Here is a 20359-nt window from a genome sequence, read left to right as displayed (position 1 = left end):
CGTCTGCGCGTTCACACCCACAGCGATCACTGCCTTACACTGGCGCCATGAAAACCATTCCTCATACGCAAATCGCCGAACCGGCAGTCACCTGTTCGACCTGCGCTGCGTGCTGTTGCCAGCTCGAAGTGCTGCTGATCACCGATACTGGCGTGCCGGATCGCTTTATCGATACCGATGAGTGGGGCGGCGAAGTCATGCTGCGCCTGGACGACGGCTGGTGCGCGGCGCTGGACCGCGACAGCATGATGTGCACGATCTACGAGAAACGCCCACTGATCTGCCGCGAGTTTGAGATGGGCGCAGCCGAGTGCATCGAAGAGCGCCGGGGCATATCTACCGCCTACCGCTGATTTTCGAACACCACAGAAACAACTGTGGGAGCGGGCTTGCTCGCGAATGCGGTGGGTCAGCGCCCTATGTGCTGACTGACACACCGCATTCGCGAGCAAGCCCGCTCCCACAATGGGATTGCGCGTAGCGACTGATTACAGCGGCATCGAGTAATGCAGTGAGTAGCTTTCTACACCATCGTTGTCGCTGGACAGACCGGCGTTGGAATAGTGCGTGGCACGGATTCCGACTTCGTGGCCGCCATTGAAGCGCAGGCCGAAACCGAGACGGTCTTCGAACTGGAAGGAGCCGCCCAGTTTGTTGTCTTCGTATTCGGTGTTGGAGAACAACGCAACGCCGATACCGGCTTCAACGTAAGGTTTAACCGACTGACCGGCAAATTCGTAAACAAACACTGGCGAGAACGACAGGCTGTTGTTGCTGGAAGTCTTGTCACCTTCCCAATAGGTGTAGGCGCCACTCCAGTAGCCGGTCAGGCGGCCGACATCGCTCTGCAGCCAGCTCTTGTCCCAATCGAAATTCATCCCCAGACGATAAGTCATGGTCGAATCGCTGGTCCCGCCCACCGCAAACTCTACGTCCGCAGCCTGTGCAGAAAGACTTTGCCCCATCAGTGCGGCCGCAATCGCGGCCAAGCAGAATAGTCGCTTCACTTTGAAACTTCCTTTTCCGGAACGATCGTTTGGTTTTTAGTGCTTCTGTCGCTATAGAAATCTGCGCTTGGTCAGAAGTTCAGCGTTTTTTTTGTTATTTCACATTTTTTTTACAAGTCGAAGTTTTGCACATTCGACGCAGTTTGGCCCAGCAACGGTAGGATTTTTCTGAGGGATTGCGGATCAGCGCTGGTCCAGAACTTCACAGGCAGGCTCGGACCCTGCGCGAGCAGATCGCGCTCGGCGAGCAAACGCTGAAGCTGCCGGGCCACGGCGGCTCCGGTGTCGATCAGGCTTATATCGTTGCCGATCATCGACTTGAGCAGCGGCCTGAGGAACGGATAGTGCGTGCAGCCAAGAATGATCGTGTCGCAGCCTTGAGCCAATAATGGCGTGACATAACCTTGCAACAACGTGCGCAGGTCGGCGCTGTGCAAATCGCCGTTTTCAATCCGTTCGACCAGCCCCGGACACGGCTGGGTGATGACTCTGACATCAGCCGCAAAGCGATCAAGCAACGCGGCAAACCTGGCGCTTTGCAGAGTACCTGTCGTCGCCAGCACGCCCACTACACCACTGCGTGTGGCCGCTGCGGCGGGTTTGACCGCCGGTTCCATGCCGACAATCGGCCAGTCGGGATAGTCGCGACGAAGATCGGCGACGCCGGCCACTGTCGCGGTGTTACAGGCCAGCACCAGCGCCTTGGCGCCCTGCTCGCGGAAAAAAGCAGCCATCACGCTGCAACGCTGACGGATGAACTCCGGGGTTTTTTCACCGTAAGGAATGTGCCCGCAATCGCCGAGATAAAGCAGCGATTCTTTGGGCAGCAAACGCTGGATCTCCGCCAATACCGACAAGCCGCCGACGCCGGAGTCGAACACGCCGATCGGCGCTTCACGCATGGCGCGAACCACAGACGCTGCACCCCGGATCACGCTTGACGCGCAACTCACGGAACCGCGAACCCAACGCATCGATCAGCAGCAAGCGGCCAACCAGCGGTTCGCCGAAGCCGACCAGCACTTTCAAGGCTTCCAGCGCCTGGAGGCTGCCGACCAGACCGACCAGCGGCCCGACCACGCCGGCCTCGCTGCAGGTCAGTTCGGCCTCGCTGCCGTGACCATACAGGCAGTGATAACAAGGGCTTTCGGCACGCCGTGGGTCGAACACCGACAACTGCCCTTCCAGGCGAATCGCCGCGCCGCTGACCAAAGGTTTGCGTGCGACAACACACGCGGCGTTGACCGCTTCGCGGGTGGCAAAATTATCCGAACAGTCGAGCACCAGATCCACCGCCGCCACGGCCGCGGCCAGTGAGTCCTCGTCCAGCGCCTGACGAAGGGCGACCAGTTGAATCTCGGGATTGATCGCGCCCAGGCGTTTGAGCGCCGAGTCGACTTTGCTCAGACCGACGCTGTCGGTGTCATGAATAATCTGGCGCTGCAGGTTGGTCAGGTCGACCGTATCGAAATCCGCCAGATGCAACTCGCCCACGCCCGCCGCCGCCAGATACAGGGCCACCGGCGCGCCAAGTCCGCCGAGGCCGACAATCAACACCCGACTGGCTTTGAGCTTCAACTGGCCGTCAATGTCGATGTGTTGCAGCAGAATCTGCCGGCTGTAGCGCAGCAACTCCTGATCATTCAGCACGGCAGGCGCCCCAGACTGATGCGTTGATGGCCGCCCAGATCGGTACGGCTGTGGACCTCTTCAAAGCCACGGCTCAGCAGCAGATCACGCACAACCTCGGCCTGATCATAGCCGTGCTCGAGCATCAGCCAGCCGCCGGCCTGCAGATAATCCGGCGCCTGGGCGACGATCAGGCGCAAATCGTCGAGGCCGTCCTCCCCGGCGATCAGTGCGCTGGCCGGTTCGAAGCGCACGTCACCTTCGATCAGATGCGGATCGGCCGCGGCGATGTAGGGCGGGTTGCTGATGATCAAGCCAAAGCGTTGGCCTTCAAGTGCACTGAACCAATGGCTGCTGAGCACCGTGACGTTATTCAATTGCAGGCGCTGGCGATTGCGTTCGGCCAGGGCCACGGCTTCGAGCACACGATCCACGGCGGTGACTTTCCACGCCGGACGCTCACTGGCCAGGGCCAGAGCGATGGCGCCGCTGCCGGTGCCGAGGTCAAGCACCGTTGCCGGGGTTGCTGGCAACAGTTCCAGCGCCGCCTCCACCAGCAACTCGGTGTCCGGGCGCGGAATCAGCGTATGCGGCGCGACTTCCAGGTCGAGTTTCCAGAAACCTTGCTGGCCGAGGATATACGCCACCGGCTCACCACTGCGGCGCCGTTGCAGGTACTCGGCAAAGGTCAGCGCCGCTTCGCTCGGCACAATGCGCTCGGGCCAGGTGTGCAGAAAACTGCGCGACTTACCCAAAGCGGCGGCAAGGAGCAGTTCAGCGTCCAGGCGCGCAGTGGGCGAGTCCGGCAGCTCGGCGGCGCGCAACAGGCTGGCAATGATGGTCATTTATTCACCTATCGCGGCGAGTTGGTCAGCCTGGTATTCGGCCAGCAACGGCTCGATTACGGCCTCCACGCCGCCGGCGAGAATTTCATCAAGCGAATACAGCGTCAGGTTGACCCGATGGTCAGTGACCCGGCCCTGAGCGAAGTTGTAGGTGCGAATCCGCTCGGAGCGATCGCCGGAGCCGACCAGCAACTTGCGCTCGCTGGCGATGGCGTTGGCCGCCGCAGCAGTCTGCTGATCGTTGAGCTTGGCAGACAGCCAAGCCATCGCCCGGGCACGGTTCTTGTGCTGGGAACGTTCTTCCTGGCACTCGACGACGGTGCCGGTCGGGATGTGGGTGATGCGGATCGCCGAATCGGTCGTGTTGACGTGCTGACCACCGGCCCCGGAGGAGCGGAAAGTGTCGACACGCAAATCCGCCGGGTTGATCTCGATGGCTTCCCGTTCGTCCGGCTCGGGCAACACCGCCACGGTGCAGGCCGAGGTGTGGATACGGCCCTGGGATTCGGTGGCGGGTACACGCTGTACGCGGTGCGCGCCGGACTCGAATTTGAGCTTGCCGTAAACGTTATCGCCTTCAATGCGGGCGATGACTTCTTTATAGCCACCGTGCTCGCCTTCGTTTTCCGAGAGGATCTCCACCCGCCAGCCACGGCGCTCGGCGTAGCGTGAGTACATGCGGAACAGGTCCCCAGAAAAGATCGCCGCCTCGTCGCCACCGGTGCCGGCGCGGATCTCGAGAAACACGTTGCGGCCGTCGTTGGGATCCTTGGGCAGCAGCATGCGTTGCAGATCGGACTCCAGCGTGACCAGCAACTCCTTGGCTTCGCGGACTTCTTCCACGGCCATTTCGCGCATGTCGGGGTCGTTGTCCTTGAGCAGCGCCTGCGCGCCTTCAAGATCACTTTGTACGCCGAGCAGCTTTTTATAGCCGGCCACTACAGGCTCCAGTTCGGCATACTCCTTGGAATACGCGCGGAATCTGGCCTGATCGGAAATGACTTCGGCGTCGCCGAGCAGCGCGGTCAGTTCCTCGAAACGGTCCTGGAGAATGTCCAGCTTGTTGAGCAGTGACGCTTTCATTGCGGTTTTTTATCCGAAAAACTATCCGGTGAGCCCTCAAGGGCAAAGAGTTCCTGGGCCATGGCCAGCGCATCGAGGCGGCCTTCGGCAGACAGCTTTTTCAGTTGCACGCTGGGCGCATGCAAGAGTTTGTTGGTCAGGCCACGGGCCAATTGGCCCAGCACGTCTTCGGCGTTGCCGCCGTTGGCCAGCAGGCGCAGAGCCTTCTGCAACTCTTCGTCGCGCAGCCGTTCGCTCTGTTGACGATAGGCCTTGAGCACGTCAACCGCCGCCAGCTCGCGCAGGCGCACCATGAAATCGTCGGCGCCGACCGAGACCATCTCTTCCGCCGCCTGGGCTGCGCCCTGACGACTCTTGAGGTTCTCGGCGACCACTTCGTGCAGGTCGTCGACGCTGTAGAGGTAAACGTCGTCGAGTTCGCCGACTTCCGGCTCGATGTCCCGGGGCACGGCAATGTCGACCATGAAGATCGGCTTGTGTTTGCGCAGCTTCAACGCGCTTTCCACCGCGCCTTTGCCGAGAATCGGCAACTGACTGGCGGTCGAACTGATGACGATGTCGCTGCGCACCAGTTCCGCGGGGATGTCCGACAGCAGCACCGCGTGGGCGCCAAACTGTTCGGCCAACTGGCTGGCGCGCTCCAGCGTACGGTTGGCGACGACGATGCGCTTGACCCCCAGTTCATGCAAATGGCGGGCGACCAGCGTAATGGTCTCCCCAGCGCCGATCAGCAGCGCCTGGCTGCGCTGCAAGTCGCTGAAAATCTGTTTCGCCAGGCTGACCGCGGCGAACGCCACGGAGACCGGGTTTTCGCCGATGGCCGTGTCGGTGCGCACCTGCTTGGCTGCATTGAACGTCGCCTGAAACAGCCGTCCCAGCAGCGGGCCGATGGTGCCGGCCTCGCGGGCCACGGCGTAGGCCGACTTCATCTGGCCGAGAATCTGCGGTTCGCCCAACACCAGCGAGTCGAGTCCTGCGGCAACGCGCATCATGTGACGAACGGCCGCATCGTCTTCATGCACGTAAGCACTGGCCCGCAGCTCATCGAGGCTCAAATGGTGATAGTCGGCCAGCCAGCGCAGCACGGTATCGGCCGACAGCTGATCCTGTTCTATATAAAGCTCACTGCGATTGCAGGTGGAGAGGATCGCAGCTTCGCGGCTGTCGGTCAGTCGGCAGAGCTGTTGCAGAGCCTCCACCAGTTGCTCAGGCGTAAAGGCCACGCGCTCGCGCACGTCTACTGATGCAGTCTTGTGGTTGATACCGAGTGCAAGGAAGGCCATTCAAGGTCGCTGATGGTGACGTGAAGCCGGCAATTGTCCTACTTCGAAAGATTCAGAACAACTACCGCTGACTATTGTCCCAATCGTCAGCCCCTATAATGGCCACAATTGAGTCTCGGTTATGTTTGGCCGAAGGCTTGTGTCATGATGATCCGACCGCAGGTTAGTCGTCCTCTTCCTATATGAATAGATCTTCCGCGTTGCTCCTCGCTTTTGTCTTCCTCAGCGGCTGCCAAGCCTTGGCCCCCGTTGCGCCGGACGGTACTCCGCCGACCGAAGACACCACGCCCGCGCCTGAAAAACCCAAGGTCTACAGCTCTTTCAGCGAGGAAACCGTGTTCAGCCTGCTGAGCGCCGAACTCGCCGGTCAGCGCAATCGTTTCGACATTGCCCTGGACAACTACGTGACCCAGGCCATCAACACGCAGGACCCGGGTGTTTCCGAGCGCGCCTTTCGCATCGCCGAATACCTGGGCGCCGATCAACCGGCCCTCGACACCGCTCTGATCTGGGCGAAAAACGCTCCGGACGACCTTGAAGCGCAACGCGCCGCCGCCGTGCAACTGGCCCGCGCCGGGCGTTACGACGACTCCATGGTCTACATGGAAAAAGTCCTGCAGGGCAAGGGCGACACCCATTTCGATTTCCTCGCGCTGTCGGCCGCCGACACCGATCAGGAAACCCGCAACGGCCTGATGAAAAGCTTCGACCGTTTGCTGCAACGGCACCCGAACAACAATCAACTGATTTTTGGCAAGGCTTTGCTCTTGCAGCAGGACGGCGACAATCAAGGCGCCCTGACGCTGCTCGAAGACAACCCGCCGGAAGACGGCGAAGTTGCCCCGATTTTGCTGCGCGCGCGTCTGCTGCAAGTGTTGAACCGTGGCGACGAAGCGCTGCCGCTGTTGCAGAAAAGCATCAAAAAATACCCGGACGACAAGCGCCTGCGCCTGACCTATGCGCGCATGCTGGTCGAGCAGGACCGGATGGATGACGCCAAGACCGAGTTCTCCAGCCTGGTTCAGCAGTACCCGGAAGACGACGAATTGCGCTATTCCCTCGCGCTGGTGTGCCTGGAAGCCAAGGCCTGGGAAGAAGCCAAAGGCTATCTGGAAGACCTGATCGCGCGCGAAAGCCATGTCGATTCGGCGCACCTGAACCTGGGGCGCATTGCCGAAGAGCGTAACGACCCGCAAGGCGCGCTGATCGAATACGCGCAGGTCGGTCCGGGCAACGACTATCTGCCGGCGCAATTGCGTCAGGCCGATATCCTGATGAACAACGGCAAGACCGCTGAAGCACAAAGCAAACTGGCCGCCGAACGTGACGAGCAGCCTGATTATGCGATCCAGCTGTACCTGATCGAGGCGGAAACCCTGTCGGCCAACAAGCAAGAAGCCAAAGCCTGGCAAGTCTTGCAGCAGGCCCTGCAGAAATACCCGGACGATCTCAATCTGCTGTACACCCGGGCGATGCTCGCAGAAAAACGCAATGACCTGGCGCAGATGGAAAAAGACCTGCGCCTGATCATCAAGCGCGACCCGGACAACGCCATGGCACTCAACGCGCTGGGCTACACCCTGTCCGACCGCACCACCCGCTACGCTGAAGCGAAAACGCTGATCGAGCAGGCCCACCAGATCAACCCGGAAGACCCGGCCGTACTCGACAGCCTCGGCTGGGTGAATTACCGCTTGGGCAATCTGGACGACGCGGAGAAATATCTGCGCCAGGCGCTCGAGCGTTTTCCTGATCACGAAGTGGCCGCGCATCTGGGCGAAGTGTTGTGGGCCAAGGGCAATCAACGCGAAGCCAGACAAGTGTGGGGCAAGTTCCTCAAGGATCAGCCCGACAGCACCATCCTGCGCAGCACCATCAAGCGCCTGACCGGATCCGAGACTCTTTAACTCATGTTTTTGCGCCACGTTATTGTTTTCAGCTTTATCGCCCTGCTCGCCGGTTGCGCGGGTTTCGGCGCCCGTGAATCTGTCGAAGGCCACGGCAGCCCGGCCCAGTGGGCGGCGAACAAACAACAACTGACCGGCCTCGATGGCTGGCAGATCGACGGCAAGATCGGCATCCGCGCGCCAAAGGATTCCGGCAGCGGCACACTGTTCTGGCTGCAACGCCAGGATTACTACGACATTCGTTTGTCCGGCCCATTGGGTCGCGGCGCGGCACGCCTGACCGGGCGTCCGGGCAAGGTATCGCTGGAAGTCGCCAACCAGGGCCGCTATGAATCGCAGTCCCCGGAAGCCCTGCTGGAGGAGCAACTGGGCTGGAAACTGCCAGTGTCGAACCTGGCATGGTGGGTCCGTGGCCTGCCAGCGCCGGAAAGCAAAAGTCGCCTGAATCTGGACGCCGACAGTCGCCTGGCCAGCCTCGAACAGGATGGCTGGAAAGTCGAGTACAGCGCCTACACCCAGCAGAACGGCTACTGGTTGCCCGAGCGCATCAAGTTGCACGGCACTGATCTCGATGTCACGCTGGTGATCAAGACCTGGCAACCGCGCAAGCTGGGGCAATAACCCATGGCCGCTGCACGCTTGACCCTGCCTTCGCCGGCCAAACTCAATTTGATGCTGCACATTCTGGGTCGCCGCGAAGACGGTTATCACGAGTTGCAGACGTTGTTTCAGTTCGTCGATTACGGTGACGACATCACCTTTGCCGTGCGCGATGACGGGGTGATCCGACTGCACACCGAATTCGTCGGCGTGCCCCACGACAGCAACCTGATCGTGCGCGCAGCGAAAATGCTGCAACAACAGTCCGGCTGCGCGCTGGGCATCGATATCTGGATCGACAAAGTGCTGCCTATGGGCGGCGGCATCGGCGGCGGCAGTTCGAATGCGGCCACGACCTTGCTCGGCCTCAACCATCTCTGGCAACTGGGTTGGGATGAAGATCGCCTGGCCGCTCTGGGCTTGTCACTGGGCGCTGACGTACCGGTTTTCGTCCGTGGCCACGCGGCGTTTGCCGAGGGCGTGGGCGAGAAACTGACCCCGGTCGATCCCGAAGAACCGTGGTATCTGGTGCTCGTGCCGCAAGTCTCTGTAAGTACGGCAGAAATTTTTTCCGATCCTTTGTTGACACGTAACACGCCGCCCATTAAAGTGCGCCCCGTTCCCGAGGGAAACAGTCGAAATGACTGCTTGCCGGTGGTTGCAAGGCGTTATCCAGAAGTACGTAACGCATTGGATTTGTTAGGTAAATTTACCGAAGCAAAGCTCACCGGAACTGGAAGTTGTGTGTTTGGGGGCTTCCCAAGCAAAGCTGAAGCTGATAAAGTCTCGGCCCTTCTGACAGAGACCCTTTCAGGGTTTGTAGCAAAAGGAAGCAACGTTTCGATGTTGCATCGCAAGCTGCAAAGTCTGCTCTAAAGGAATCAAGTGCCAGGCGCTTGAAGCAACAGATACAGGGGCGTCGCCAAGCGGTAAGGCAGCAGGTTTTGATCCTGCCATGCGTTGGTTCGAATCCAGCCGCCCCTGCCATTTTCTCTACTCATCCAGGTTACCCTCAGCCTCTAGGTACTGCGCGTGTCCAAGATGATGGTCTTTACGGGGAACGCTAACCCCGATCTGGCTCGGCGTGTTGTACGTCAGCTGCATATCCCTCTCGGTGACATCTCTGTCGGTAAGTTTTCCGACGGCGAAATTACAGCCGAGATCAATGAAAACGTTCGTGGTAAAGACGTTTTCATTATTCAGCCGACCTGCGCTCCGACAAACGATAACCTGATGGAACTGGTAGTGATGGCTGACGCCTTCCGCCGCTCCTCGGCTACTCGTATCACTGCTGTTATTCCTTATTTTGGTTATGCCCGTCAGGATCGCCGTCCGCGTTCCGCACGTGTGGCCATCAGCGCGAAAGTCGTCGCTGACATGCTTACCGTAGTCGGCATCGACCGTGTTCTCACGGTTGATCTGCATGCTGACCAGATTCAGGGCTTCTTCGATATTCCGGTAGATAACATCTACGGCTCCCCGGTTCTGGTGGATGACATTGAAGATCAGCGCTTCGAAAACCTGATGATCGTATCCCCGGACATTGGTGGCGTCGTGCGTGCACGTGCCGTGGCCAAGTCGCTGGGCGTTGATCTCGGGATCATCGACAAACGCCGTGAGAAAGCCAATCACTCTGAAGTGATGCATATCATCGGTGATGTCGAAGGGCGTACCTGTATTCTCGTCGATGACATGGTCGATACCGCCGGCACTCTGTGCCACGCGGCCAAGGCCCTGAAAGAGCATGGCGCAGCCAAGGTCTTTGCCTACTGCACACACCCTGTGCTGTCGGGCCGGGCCATCGAGAATATCGAAAATTCCGTGCTGGACGAGCTGGTGGTCACTAACACCATCCCGCTGTCCGCAGCAGCACAAGCCTGTGCACGTATCCGTCAACTGGATATCGCACCGGTTGTTGCCGAAGCGGTTCGCCGCATCAGCAATGAAGAATCGATCAGCGCGATGTTCCGTTAAGGGCCCTGCCCTTCACGAAATGTCTCGTTGACGAAAAGCGCCCCGCCCCGGCATACCTGTCGGGGCGGGGCTTTTTTGCCCATACCGTGTTCGGCGCTGGTCGCAAACGCCACTCGGTCATGGCTATTTTGGAGATACACAATGAACGATTTTACTCTGAATGCTGAAGTGCGTTCCGACCTGGGGAAAGGTGCGAGCCGCCGCCTGCGTCGTCTCGCAAGCCTGGTTCCAGCTGTAGTTTACGGTGGCGAAAAAGCCCCTGAATCCATCAGCATGCTGGCCAAAGAAGTTGCCAAACTGCTCGAAAACGAAGCGGCTTACAGCCACATCATCGAGCTGAACGTTGGTGGCACCAAGCAAAACGTCATCATCAAGGCACTGCAGCGTCACCCGTCCAAGGGCCACGTGCTGCACGCTGACTTCGTACGCGTTGTTGCCGGCCAGAAACTGACCGCCATCGTTCCTGTGCACTTCATCAACGAAGCTGCTCCAGTGAAGAAAGGCGGCGAGATTTCGCACGTTATCGCTGAAATCGAAGTGTCCTGCCTGCCGAAAGATCTGCCTGAATTCATCGAAGTCGACCTGGCTGACGCTGAAATCGGCTCGATCATTCACCTGTCGGACCTCAAAGCTCCTAAAGGCGTTGAGTTCGTTGCTCTGGCACACGGCGATGACAAGGCTGTTGCCAACGTCCACGCTCCACGTGTTGCTCCAGAAGCTACTGAAGAAGGCGCAGCAGAGTAATTCACTCTGTATAGCCTGAGTGAGCAAGTAACATCGCGGACTGGAACGTAGCGAGAAAGCGGGCGAGAACGCGAAGTTTACATCCATGGTAAATGAGCATTTTTCGTCCACTTTCGCCGCTTTCCCTGATCGCGGCGATGTTATCCACCACTCCAAGGAAGGGCCCCTATCGTGACTGCCATCAAACTGATCGTTGGCCTGGGTAATCCAGGCGCTGAATACGAACAGACCCGGCATAACGCAGGGGCCCTTTTTGTTGAGCGCATCGCCCACGCACAGAATGTGAATCTGGTGGCCGATCGCAAATATTTCGGCCTGACCGGGCGCTATTCGCATCAGGGTCAGGATGTTCGTCTGCTGATTCCCACCACCTACATGAACCGCAGCGGCCAGGCCGTGGCGGCACTCGCCGGTTTCTTCCGCATCCAGCCTGAAGAAATCCTCGTGGCGCACGACGAACTCGATCTGCCTCCGGGCGTTGCCAAGCTCAAGCAGGGCGGCGGCCATGGCGGTCACAACGGGTTGCGCGACATCATTGCGCAACTGGGCAATCAGAACACGTTCTACCGCCTGCGGCTTGGCATTGGCCACCCGGGCGTTGCCAGTATGGTTTCAAATTTCGTCCTGGGTCGTGCGCCACGCGCCGAACAGGAAAAACTCGATGCCAGCATCGATTTTGCCCTCGGCGTGCTGCCGGATATCCTCGCCGGTGAATGGAACCGCGCGATGAAAAACCTGCACAGCCAGAAGGCCTGACTCTACTCCGAGGGGAAACACCATGGGATTCAATTGCGGCATCGTCGGCCTGCCTAACGTCGGCAAGTCCACCCTGTTCAACGCCCTGACCAAGTCCGGTATCGCGGCCGAGAACTTCCCCTTCTGCACCATCGAGCCGAACAGCGGCATCGTGCCGATGCCGGATCCGCGTCTGGAAGCACTGGCGGCCATCGTCAATCCGAAGCGCATCCTGCCGACCACCATGGAATTCGTCGACATCGCAGGCCTCGTCGCTGGCGCCTCGAAAGGCGAAGGCCTGGGCAACAAGTTCCTCGCCAACATCCGCGAAACCGATGCCATCGCTCACGTCGTGCGCTGCTTCGAAGACGACAACGTGATCCACGTCTCCAACAGCGTCGACCCGAAACGCGACATTGAAATCATCGATCTGGAACTGATTTTCGCCGACCTCGACAGCTGCGAAAAACAACTGCAGAAAGTCGCGCGCAACGCCAAGGGCGGTGACAAGGATGCAGTGGTTCAGAAAGCGCTGCTGGAGCAACTGATCGCGCATTTCACCGAAGCCAAACCGGCACGCAGCCTGATGAAGAACATGAGCGCGGATGAGAAAGCCGTGATCAAGGGCTTCCACCTGCTGACCACCAAACCGGTCATGTACATCGCCAACGTTGCTGAAGACGGTTTCGAGAACAACCCGCACCTGGACGTGGTTCGTGCCATCGCCGAAGAAGAAGGCGCCATGGTCGTTCCGGTCTGCAACAAGATCGAAGCGGAAATCGCCGAGCTCGATGACGGCGAAGAGAAAGACATGTTCCTCGAGGCCCTGGGCCTGGAAGAGCCTGGCCTGAATCGTGTGATCCGCGCCGGCTACGAAATGCTGCACCTGCAGACCTACTTCACCGCCGGTGTCGAAGAAGTCCGCGCCTGGACCGTCAAAGTCGGTGCCACCGCGCCACAAGCCGCTGGCGTGATCCACACCGACTTCGAAAAAGGCTTTATCCGCGCTGAAGTCATCGCCTACAACGACTTCATCCAGTACAAAGGCGAAGCCGGTGCGAAAGAGGCCGGCAAATGGCGCCTGGAAGGCAAGGATTACATCGTCAAGGACGGCGACGTGATGCACTTCCGCTTTAACGTCTAAGCGACAGCCGCCCAAGAAAAAGCCGCGTTTGATACGCGGCTTTTTTGTGCCTGAAACATTCTCCGTCACACCGCATTCCCACTGTAGGAGTGAGCCTGCTCGCGATAGCGGTGTATCAGGTACCTATTTGTTAACTGACACACCGAAATCGCGAGCAGGCTCACTCCTACAATTGGCCTGTGTGGGGTCAGGCCTTTTTGGTACGCGGCAGGAAAATCGCCAGCACACCAAACAACGGCAAAAACGAGCACAGGAAATACACATACTCGATCCCGTGCACATCCGCCAGATGTCCGAGCAGCGCCGCACCAATCCCGCCAAAACCAAACATCAGTCCGAAGAAAATCCCGGCGATCATCCCGACATTCCCCGGCACCAGTTCCTGCGCATACACCACGATGGCGGAGAACGCCGAGGCCAGGATGAAGCCGATCACCACGCTGAGAATGCTGGTCCAGAACAGATCGACGTGCGGCAGGATCAGCGTAAACGGCGCCACGCCGAGGATGGAAAACCAGATCACGGCCTTGCGCCCGATCTTGTCGCCAATCGGCCCGCCGAAAAACGTGCCCGCAGCCACCGCGCCCAGGAACAGGAACAGGTGCAGCTGCGAACTGGCCACCGACAGGTCGAACTTCTCGATCAGGTAGAAGGTGAAGTAACTGGTGAAACTGGCCATGTAGAAGTACTTGGAGAACACCAGCAAGCCCAGCACCACCAGCGCACTGGTCACCCTGCCCTTCGACAGGCCGTGCGTCGCCGCCTGCCCGGCCTTGAGCTTGAACAGGTTCAGGTGATTGGCGTACCAGCGGCTGATGCGATACAGCACGAACAGCGCAAACACCGCGAACAGGCCAAACCACGCCACGTTGCCTTGGCCGAACGGAATAATGATCGCCGCCGCCAGCAACGGGCCGAACGCGGAACCGGCATTACCGCCGACCTGAAACGTCGACTGCGCCAGGCCATAGCGCCCGCCCGATGCCAGCCGCGCGACCCGCGACGCTTCCGGGTGAAAGGTCGATGAGCCGATACCAATCAACGCCGCTGCCAGCAGAATCAACGGGAAGCTGCCAACTACCGACATCATCAGAATGCCGATCAAGGTACACACCGTACCCGCTGGCAGCAGCCAGGGTTTCGGATGCCGATCGGTGTGATAACCGACCCACGGCTGTAACAGCGACGCGGTCAGTTGGAAGGTCAAGGTGATCAGGCCGACCTGGGTGAACGTCAAGCCATAGTTAGCCTTGAGCATCGGGTAGATCGACGGCAGCACCGACTGGATCAGGTCGTTGATCAAATGCGCCAGCGCCACCGCGCCGATGATGCGCATTACCAGTGGACTGCTTTGGGGAGCAGCGGTCGCCGAGGCAGCGGCGGTCTGAACGTTGCTGATAGCCATGGAAATTTCCGGACAGCAGAGAATTGCCCGCAGGCAGGTACGTCAATGTGCCATTTTTCGGTGCGTGAGCGCCATCCCCTTAGGCAGCTAACTAACTGGCTGGCCGCCGACAAAAAATGATAGCGCAACGCCATGGTCTGAATCTTGCCTTGCTTCTGCCCTTGAACACGATCGCCTTACAAAGGCGCTCGACAATGGGAAGTTTCGCTACAGAGCCGGCCTACAGAGCGGGCACAGGTGAACTTTCGAGGCCTTTTAGAGGGCACGGTCGTGGGCGAGAAGCTCGCGATGCACGCCAATGGTGCGTGGTGTCCAGAGGAGTCATGAGGCATGCAGGCTTTCCTTTCACCGGGGATCAAATTGCTGGGGCGGTTTGGCTTCGCGCGTAAATTCCAGATGTTGTTTCTGCTGTTCATTCTGCCGTTGGCCGGCAGCCTGTTGATGATCGGCCAGGACTATAAAGAGAAGCTCAACCTGATTTCTGGCGAGCGCGCCGGGGTGCGTCAATTGCTGGCGCTGGATGCGCTGGACAACCTGCTCGCCGCTCAACGTGACCGCGCCGCCCGCTGGCGCGCCACGGAAACCAATCGCCAGCCGACACCGGCCACCCTTGCCGCCATGGCCGCGTTCGACGGCGTGCAACCGGCGGTGCTGCAAGCCACCACCGACCTGGGTAACGCGCTGAACCAGGAAGGCGCCGAGGGCGAAACCCTCGCGCGCTTTCAAGCGCTGCAATCGGCGCTCAAGAGTCTGGATTCGAAAAGCCTCAGCGGTGTTGGCTGGTGGCCGGACGGTTACGACCGTTTCACCAATGCCCTGGGCGCACTGCAAGCCTTGCGCGAGCAGATTGTCATGGACAATCGCCTGACGCTGGCGCCGTGGCTGGAAACCTACCTGCTGACGCAGATCTCCACGCAACACGCCCCGGACCTGATCGAGCGGGTCGGTCGCCTCGCGGCAGTCGGTCAGGCCTCGGTCGTCTCCGGCCAGTTCACCTTGCAGAGCCGCTTGCAACTGCGTGACCTGCGCAGCCGCATCGGCGACGCCCGCGAGCAACTGGTGAAAACGGCGGGGCTGCTGGAAGCGCGTCTGCCAGCCGATCTGCAAGCCTGGGCCAGCCAATACCACGACAGCCTCAAACACCTCGACAGCGGCCTGAAGGTACTCGACGACGGCGTGTTCGGCGGCAGCATTAACCTGAAACCGGAAGACTTCGAACGTAGCCTCGATGCGTTGCTCACTGATCTGGCATCCCTGCGCCAGCAATCGCTGGTAGCGCTGGATCAGCGGCTTGATGCCTATCACGGCACGGCGATCCGCCAGTTCATCCTTGTTGCCGTGATCTTCGGCTGTTTGCTGCTGGCCGCGCTGTACCTGTTCGTCTGCCTGCAGGCATCAATCCGCCGCAGCGCCAGCGGCATCACCCTGCTCGCCGAAGCCTTGCGCGACGGCAACCTGAGCCTGCAAGTGCCGGTGGTGGGTCGCGATGAACTGGCGGCGATCAGCACAGCACTCAACGTTGCCGTGGTGCAACTGCGCAGCAGCATGCTTGGCGTCGATCACGAAACTTCGCAATTGAGCAACGCGGTGCGCAGCCTCAACCAACACTCCAGCGGCGCCCTCGGCGAAGTCGAGGCGCAGCAGTTGCAGATCAGCCAGATCGCCGCAGCGGCGACGCAACTGGCCGCCACCTCGCAAGGCGTGGCGCAGAGTTGCGAACAAGCCTCCGGCAGCGCCCAGCACACCCGCCGCATCGCCGCCGACAGCAGCCGCGACAGCCAACGCACAACGGCGAGCATTCAGCAGCTCAATCAACGCCTGAACGACACTGCCGCAGCGCTCGGCCGGGTCAGCGAGCAAGGCCAGCAGATTCAACTGGTCGTGGACACCATTCGCGGCGTCGCCGAGCAGACCAACCTGCTCGCACTCAACGCCGCCATCGAAGCGGCGCGCGCCGGCGAACAGGGACGCGGGTTTGCGGTGGTCGCCGACGAGGTGCGCAGCCTTTCACAACGCACGCAATCGTCTACCGCTCAGATTGCCGGCACCGTCGACAGCCTGCGCGCCACGGTCAATGAAGCGGTGAGTCTGATGGAAGCCGCCTGCGGCCAGGCGCAATCCGATGCCGAAGCGGTCACCGGTCTCGGCGAACGCCTGGGGGAAATCGCCAGCGCGGTACAGAGCGTCACCGACACCCTGGCGCAGATCGCCACGGCCGTTGAAGAGCAGGCGAGCACGGCTGATGAGGTCAGCGGTAATATCCAGCAGGTCGATCAAGCGGCGGTGCGTTTGCTCGAAGGCGCGCGCGCCGTGAACCTCGCGGCGGACACCTTGAGCCAGGGCAGCCAGGCCCTGAGCGCCAATACCGCCAGATTCCAGCTGCGCTGACGCCCTCCCCGGCCCCGATTTTCGGGGCTTGAGGATAAGCGGTTGAAAACAGGAAGAAATATTTTTGATTTACGCTTGACGCTTTATCATTTCAGGGGAATAATGCGCGCCACTTGGCTACATAGCTCAGTTGGTTAGAGCATAGCATTCATAATGCTGGGGTCCGGGGTTCAAGTCCCTGTGTAGCCACCAAGTACTAAAAACGGCTTACCGAAAGGTAGGCCGTTTTTTTATGCCTCGAGAAAAACTCCTCTCTCGTTACTTCGTGTCTACCGCTCAACGCCAGCAGATCAATGTGACGCATCTCCAGAAAGCGCCGCAGGAAAAACAAAAAGCCAGGCGCCGAGCCGGGCTTCTGATTTCAACTGCTGATCAAGCAGCAGTATGTTCTTGCTCATCCTGACTGTGAGTGACCACTTTCGACAGACCGAGCCCTACAGCGGACAGAACCTTCAATAGCGTAGACAGTCCTGGGTTTCCGTCTGCTGAAAACTGTCTATAAAGATTCCCTCTATTCAGACCGGTTGCGTTGGAAACAGCGGCAAACCCGCCTCTCGCCTCTACCACACGTCGTACCGCGGTAAGAAAAACAGACTCACCGCCCTCCTCGTCAATTTCTTCTAATGCTGCAACGAGATACTCAAGAGCGAATTTCTCGTCCGTGCGCAGCATTTCGAGAACACTGCCCTCGTGATTGCTTACGCTTTTCATGTGCTACCTCTTCAGCGCCTTCCAGATGTCTATCGATTGATCGATGTCATGCTGCTGCCTTTGCTTCGTTCCGCCACCCAGTCATCGCGCGAATTAGGTCGGCGGGTGCTGATCGGCGCGAGAGCCAAGTCTGGGTGATGCCGCGTGCGACTGAAAACAGAAGTGACTAACAACGGACCCACCCTTTTTTAAAGCCCCATCCTGGGGACCGTACAGAAACCATCCTCAACCAGCACCCCGTAGGCTGTCGACCTGAATAACCTGTAAGAGAAATCCAGCCTGACCAGCAATTCAAACCCAAAGACTACGTGCAAGGAATATCGCAACCCCCTCCCGATTTGCACCCCGCCCGCCCGCTCGATAAAGTCCCCCAAGACTTCTACCCCACGGACGGAGAGCCCGCGTGTTTCCAGCCCAGCCCTTGAAGCGCTTTCGCCTGCCAGCCCTGACACTGCTTGTCAGCGCTCTGACCCTCACCGCATGCAACGCCCCGCCCTCTTCTTCCTTGCCGCTGGCACCGGAAGCCGCTTCCGGTTACCGCGCTGATCTGCACACCCGCCACGCCAGCAAACACATGGCTGCCGCTGCCAATCCGCTGGCGGCCGAAGCCGGGCGGGAGATTTTGCGTCAGGGCGGTTCGGCGATTGATGCGGCGATTGCGATGCAGGCGGTGTTGACGCTGGTTGAGCCGCAGTCCTCCGGGATCGGTGGCGGGGCGATGATTGTGTTGTGGGACGGCAAGCAGGTGCGCAGCTATGACGGCCGTGAAACGGCGCCGGCCGGGGCCACCGAGAAGCTGTTCCTGAATGCTGACGGAAAACCGATGGCTTTTACGCAAGCGCAGATCGGCGGGCGCTCGGTGGGTACGCCCGGGGTGTTGCGCGCGCTGGAGCTGGCGCATCGGCAACACGGTCGCTTGCCGTGGGCGAAGCTGTTTGAGCCGGCGATCAAACTGGCCGAGCAAGGCTTCGCGATTTCCCCGCGCCTGCATTCGCTGTTGACTGCTGATCCACTGATTCGCCAGTCGCCAGACATGGCCGCTTACTTCCTTAATGACGATGGCAGCGTCAAAGCTGTTGGCACGCGCCTGCAAAACCCGAAACTGGCCGCCGTGTTTAAGCGCATCGCCAGCGAAGGTGCCGATGCGCTGTACAAAGGTCCGATCGCCGAAGAGATCGTCGCCAAGGTTCAACAGCACGCCAACCCCGGCAGCCTGTCGCTGAACGATTTGCAGCGTTATCAGGCCAAGGAGCGAGCGCCGCTGTGCACCGATTACAAGCGCTGGCAGATCTGCGGCATGCCGCCACCATCGTCGGGCGGGATCGCCGTAGCGCAAATTCTCGGCACGTTGCAGGCGCTGGCCCGCGACCCGCGTTTGTCCCTGACCCCGCTCAAACCAGTCAAAACCAATAAGCCGGCCGGCATCGAACCGGATCCGCAAGCCGTGCATCTGATCGCCGAGGCCGAACGCCTGGCCTACGCCGACCGCGCGCAATACGTGGCCGACACCGACTTCGTCCCGGTGCCGGTCAAAGGTCTGCTTGATCCGGCCTATCTGGCCAGCCGCGCCAGCCTGATCGGCGAGCGCAGCATGGGCAGCGCCAAACCGGGCACACCGCCAGGCGTGCAAGTGGCCTACGCGCCGGACCGCTCGCCGTTGCGCATCTCAACCTCCCAAGTGGTGGCGGTCGATGACCTCGGCGGCGCCGTGTCGATGACCACCACCATCGAAGCCGCGTTCGGCTCGCACCTGATGGTTCAGGGTTTCCTGCTGAACAACCAGATGACCGACTTCTCTTTCATTCCCGAAGAGAACGGCCGGAAAGTCGCCAACCGCGTCGAGCCGGGCAAACGCCCACGCTCGTCCATGGCGCCAACATTGATCTTCGATCGCAACACTGGTGACTTCCTCGCCACGGTCGGCTCACCGGGCGGCTCGCAAATCATCGAATACGTGGCGAAAACCACCATCGGTCTGCTCGATTGGAACCTCGACGCGCAAAGCGCAATCAGCCTGCCCAACTTCGGCAGCCGCAACGGCCCGACCGAACTGGAACAAGGCCAGTTCAGCCCGGCGCTGATTCAGGCATTGAAGGACAAGGGCCACACAATCAGCGAAATCGACATGACCAGCGGCACGCAGGCAATCGTACGGGTCAAGGATACGCAGGGAAAAGCGACGTTGACGGGGGGTGCCGACCCCCGGCGTGAGGGAGAAGCGCTGGGGGATTAGTATTACGAAGTGGACAGAAAAGGCTTACCGGGAGGTAGGCTTTTTTTGTGGGCGATAGGCTCTGTTCATATGCACCTCGTCGCCTTTTCCTACCCCGAAAATTAGCTGGGGCAGATAGAGTAAGGAACCTTTCAGGAAATAAAGCCGGAGAGTTGTGTTCAACATCAAGGGCAACGACTTTCGCCTGATCGTAGCTGTGGCCTATCGCTACGGCGCGATTTATATAAAATTCGTCGGTACTCACAAGCAGTACGATGCGATCGACGCTGATACCGTCGAAATGGAGTAACCCATGAACATACGTCCAATCCATAACGAAGAAGACTACCGAGCCGCGCTCAAAAATATATCTGCGTTCTTCGATAACGAGCCAGAACCGGGCCCCCCTGAAGGTGACTACTTCGAAATCATGATCACCCTCATCGAGGCCTACGAATCCAAAAACTTTCCGCTGGATTTGCCGAATCCGATCGATGCCATCAAATTCCGGATGGAACAATCAGGCCTGTCGGCTGCTGATCTGGCTCCGGCTATCGGTCGAACGAACCGGGTCTATGAGGTATTGAACGGCAAGCGAGCACTGATCTTGCCAATGATCTGGAAGCTTCATGAGTTATTTGGGATTCCTGCGGAAAGCCTGATCAAACCTATGAAACACTGTTGAGGCTGGA

General features: G+C 59.7%; 19 protein-coding genes, 2 tRNA genes and 1 pseudogene. 14 read left to right on the top strand and 8 right to left on the bottom strand.

Going from position 1 to position 20359, the window contains the following annotated elements; all coding sequences use genetic code 11:
• The first annotated feature begins 47 nt into the window (after nt 1–47).
• Nucleotides 48–353, top strand: coding sequence for a YkgJ family cysteine cluster protein (locus tag HU755_RS23040; protein ID WP_186551169.1), 306 nt, complete (start codon nt 48–50; stop codon nt 351–353).
• 135 nt (nt 354–488) lie between these two features.
• Here the strand turns inward: HU755_RS23040 and HU755_RS23035 are convergent, their stop codons facing one another.
• The 6 genes from HU755_RS23035 to hemA all read right to left on the bottom strand — a co-directional run bounded on the left by HU755_RS23035 (nt 489) and on the right by hemA (nt 5847).
• Nucleotides 489–1007: an acyloxyacyl hydrolase gene (locus tag HU755_RS23035; protein WP_186551168.1), complete on the bottom strand. Its 519-nt coding sequence runs from the start codon at nt 1005–1007 to the stop codon at nt 489–491.
• A 110-nt stretch (nt 1008–1117) separates the two neighbouring features.
• Entirely contained in the window at nt 1118–1909 is a 792-nt protein-coding gene (murI, locus tag HU755_RS23030; protein ID WP_186636838.1) for a glutamate racemase, read from the bottom strand.
• Nucleotides 1902–2657, bottom strand: a complete 756-nt coding sequence (locus tag HU755_RS23025; RefSeq protein WP_186636837.1) for a molybdopterin-synthase adenylyltransferase MoeB — start codon at nt 2655–2657, stop codon at nt 1902–1904. Before HU755_RS23025 ends, murI begins: the two co-directional genes overlap by 8 nt.
• On the bottom strand, nt 2651–3481 hold the full coding sequence (gene prmC / locus HU755_RS23020) for a peptide chain release factor N(5)-glutamine methyltransferase (protein ID WP_186636835.1): 831 nt from the start codon (nt 3479–3481) through the stop codon (nt 2651–2653). The genes HU755_RS23025 and prmC overlap by 7 nt, the downstream gene beginning before the upstream one ends.
• Nucleotides 3482–4564 (bottom strand): peptide chain release factor 1, encoded by a 1083-nt coding sequence (gene prfA / locus HU755_RS23015; protein WP_186636833.1) that lies wholly within the window; start codon nt 4562–4564, stop codon nt 3482–3484.
• Entirely contained in the window at nt 4561–5847 is a 1287-nt protein-coding gene (gene hemA, locus HU755_RS23010) for a glutamyl-tRNA reductase (RefSeq protein WP_186551163.1), read from the bottom strand. The genes prfA and hemA overlap by 4 nt, the downstream gene beginning before the upstream one ends.
• A gap of 182 nt (nt 5848–6029) precedes the next feature.
• Here hemA and HU755_RS23005 point away from each other — a divergent pair, with 182 nt between their 5' ends.
• The 8 genes from HU755_RS23005 to ychF all read left to right on the top strand — a co-directional run bounded on the left by HU755_RS23005 (nt 6030) and on the right by ychF (nt 12951).
• Complete coding sequence (locus tag HU755_RS23005; RefSeq protein ID WP_186551162.1) at nt 6030–7754, top strand: tetratricopeptide repeat protein; 1725 nt, start codon at nt 6030–6032, stop codon at nt 7752–7754.
• Between the two features lie 3 nt (nt 7755–7757).
• Nucleotides 7758–8375: a lipoprotein insertase outer membrane protein LolB gene (gene lolB / locus HU755_RS23000; RefSeq protein WP_186636831.1), complete on the top strand. Its 618-nt coding sequence runs from the start codon at nt 7758–7760 to the stop codon at nt 8373–8375.
• Between the two features lie 3 nt (nt 8376–8378).
• On the top strand, nt 8379–9230 hold the full coding sequence (gene ispE / locus HU755_RS22995) for a 4-(cytidine 5'-diphospho)-2-C-methyl-D-erythritol kinase (protein WP_186636829.1): 852 nt from the start codon (nt 8379–8381) through the stop codon (nt 9228–9230).
• Between the two features lie 36 nt (nt 9231–9266).
• Nucleotides 9267–9341: transfer RNA gene (locus HU755_RS22990), tRNA-Gln, on the top strand.
• Between the two features lie 45 nt (nt 9342–9386).
• Nucleotides 9387–10328 carry a ribose-phosphate pyrophosphokinase gene (locus tag HU755_RS22985; RefSeq protein ID WP_003171603.1) on the top strand — a complete coding sequence of 314 codons (942 nt, stop codon included), beginning with the start codon at nt 9387–9389 and terminating at the stop codon, nt 10326–10328.
• A 141-nt stretch (nt 10329–10469) separates the two neighbouring features.
• On the top strand, nt 10470–11072 hold the full coding sequence (locus HU755_RS22980; protein ID WP_186551159.1) for a 50S ribosomal protein L25/general stress protein Ctc: 603 nt from the start codon (nt 10470–10472) through the stop codon (nt 11070–11072).
• A 171-nt stretch (nt 11073–11243) separates the two neighbouring features.
• Nucleotides 11244–11828, top strand: coding sequence for an aminoacyl-tRNA hydrolase (pth, locus tag HU755_RS22975; RefSeq protein WP_186530541.1), 585 nt, complete (start codon nt 11244–11246; stop codon nt 11826–11828).
• Between the two features lie 22 nt (nt 11829–11850).
• Nucleotides 11851–12951, top strand: coding sequence for a redox-regulated ATPase YchF (gene ychF, locus HU755_RS22970; RefSeq protein ID WP_186551158.1), 1101 nt, complete (start codon nt 11851–11853; stop codon nt 12949–12951).
• A gap of 187 nt (nt 12952–13138) precedes the next feature.
• On the opposite strand, the gene HU755_RS22965 is transcribed toward ychF, so the two are convergent.
• Complete coding sequence (locus HU755_RS22965) at nt 13139–14356, bottom strand: MFS transporter (RefSeq protein ID WP_186551157.1); 1218 nt, start codon at nt 14354–14356, stop codon at nt 13139–13141.
• Nucleotides 14357–14686: 330 nt separating this feature from the next.
• On the opposite strand from HU755_RS22965, the gene HU755_RS22960 reads away from it, so the two are divergent.
• Nucleotides 14687–16744, top strand: a complete 2058-nt coding sequence (locus HU755_RS22960) for a methyl-accepting chemotaxis protein (RefSeq protein WP_186636827.1) — start codon at nt 14687–14689, stop codon at nt 16742–16744.
• Between the two features lie 115 nt (nt 16745–16859).
• Nucleotides 16860–16936 (top strand) — tRNA-Met (locus tag HU755_RS22955).
• A gap of 180 nt (nt 16937–17116) precedes the next feature.
• On the opposite strand, the gene HU755_RS22950 is transcribed toward HU755_RS22955, so the two are convergent.
• Nucleotides 17117–17455, bottom strand: a complete 339-nt coding sequence (locus tag HU755_RS22950; RefSeq protein ID WP_186636825.1) for a DNA-binding protein — start codon at nt 17453–17455, stop codon at nt 17117–17119.
• A gap of 403 nt (nt 17456–17858) precedes the next feature.
• Here HU755_RS22950 and ggt point away from each other — a divergent pair, with 403 nt between their 5' ends.
• From ggt to HU755_RS22935, 3 genes and pseudogenes are all read left to right on the top strand, one after another.
• A complete protein-coding gene (gene ggt, locus HU755_RS22945; RefSeq protein WP_186636824.1) occupies nt 17859–19688 on the top strand; it encodes a gamma-glutamyltransferase in 1830 nt (609 codons plus the stop codon).
• A 136-nt stretch (nt 19689–19824) separates the two neighbouring features.
• Nucleotides 19825–19977, top strand: a pseudogene (locus HU755_RS22940) (type II toxin-antitoxin system HigB family toxin); the annotation flags it as partial.
• A gap of 3 nt (nt 19978–19980) precedes the next feature.
• On the top strand, nt 19981–20352 hold the full coding sequence (locus HU755_RS22935; RefSeq protein WP_186636821.1) for a type II toxin-antitoxin system HigA family antitoxin: 372 nt from the start codon (nt 19981–19983) through the stop codon (nt 20350–20352).
• Nucleotides 20353–20359 lie beyond the last annotated feature (7 nt).

The organism is Pseudomonas sp. SWRI111 (assembly GCF_014268555.1).
Classification (GTDB): Bacteria; Pseudomonadota; Gammaproteobacteria; order Pseudomonadales; family Pseudomonadaceae; genus Aquipseudomonas; species Aquipseudomonas hamedanensis.
Note: the sequence above shows the minus strand (reverse complement) of the source record. Positions and strands in the feature narration are given on the sequence as shown.

Coding starts and splice junctions, on each gene's coding strand:
- lolB (WP_186636831.1), top strand. CDS start 7,758: ATGTTTTTGCGCCACGTTATTGTTTTCAGCTTTATCGCCCTGCTCGCC.
- HU755_RS23040 (WP_186551169.1), top strand. CDS start 48: ATGAAAACCATTCCTCATACGCAAATCGCCGAACCGGCAGTCACCTGT.
- HU755_RS22935 (WP_186636821.1), top strand. CDS start 19,981: ATGAACATACGTCCAATCCATAACGAAGAAGACTACCGAGCCGCGCTC.
- ychF (WP_186551158.1), top strand. CDS start 11,851: ATGGGATTCAATTGCGGCATCGTCGGCCTGCCTAACGTCGGCAAGTCC.
- HU755_RS22965 (WP_186551157.1), bottom strand. CDS start 14,356: ATGGCTATCAGCAACGTTCAGACCGCCGCTGCCTCGGCGACCGCTGCT.
- murI (WP_186636838.1), bottom strand. CDS start 1,909: ATGCGTGAAGCGCCGATCGGCGTGTTCGACTCCGGCGTCGGCGGCTTG.
- hemA (WP_186551163.1), bottom strand. CDS start 5,847: ATGGCCTTCCTTGCACTCGGTATCAACCACAAGACTGCATCAGTAGAC.
- HU755_RS22960 (WP_186636827.1), top strand. CDS start 14,687: ATGCAGGCTTTCCTTTCACCGGGGATCAAATTGCTGGGGCGGTTTGGC.
- HU755_RS22950 (WP_186636825.1), bottom strand. CDS start 17,455: ATGAAAAGCGTAAGCAATCACGAGGGCAGTGTTCTCGAAATGCTGCGC.
- ispE (WP_186636829.1), top strand. CDS start 8,379: ATGGCCGCTGCACGCTTGACCCTGCCTTCGCCGGCCAAACTCAATTTG.
- prfA (WP_186636833.1), bottom strand. CDS start 4,564: ATGAAAGCGTCACTGCTCAACAAGCTGGACATTCTCCAGGACCGTTTC.
- prmC (WP_186636835.1), bottom strand. CDS start 3,481: ATGACCATCATTGCCAGCCTGTTGCGCGCCGCCGAGCTGCCGGACTCG.
- HU755_RS22980 (WP_186551159.1), top strand. CDS start 10,470: ATGAACGATTTTACTCTGAATGCTGAAGTGCGTTCCGACCTGGGGAAA.
- HU755_RS23005 (WP_186551162.1), top strand. CDS start 6,030: ATGAATAGATCTTCCGCGTTGCTCCTCGCTTTTGTCTTCCTCAGCGGC.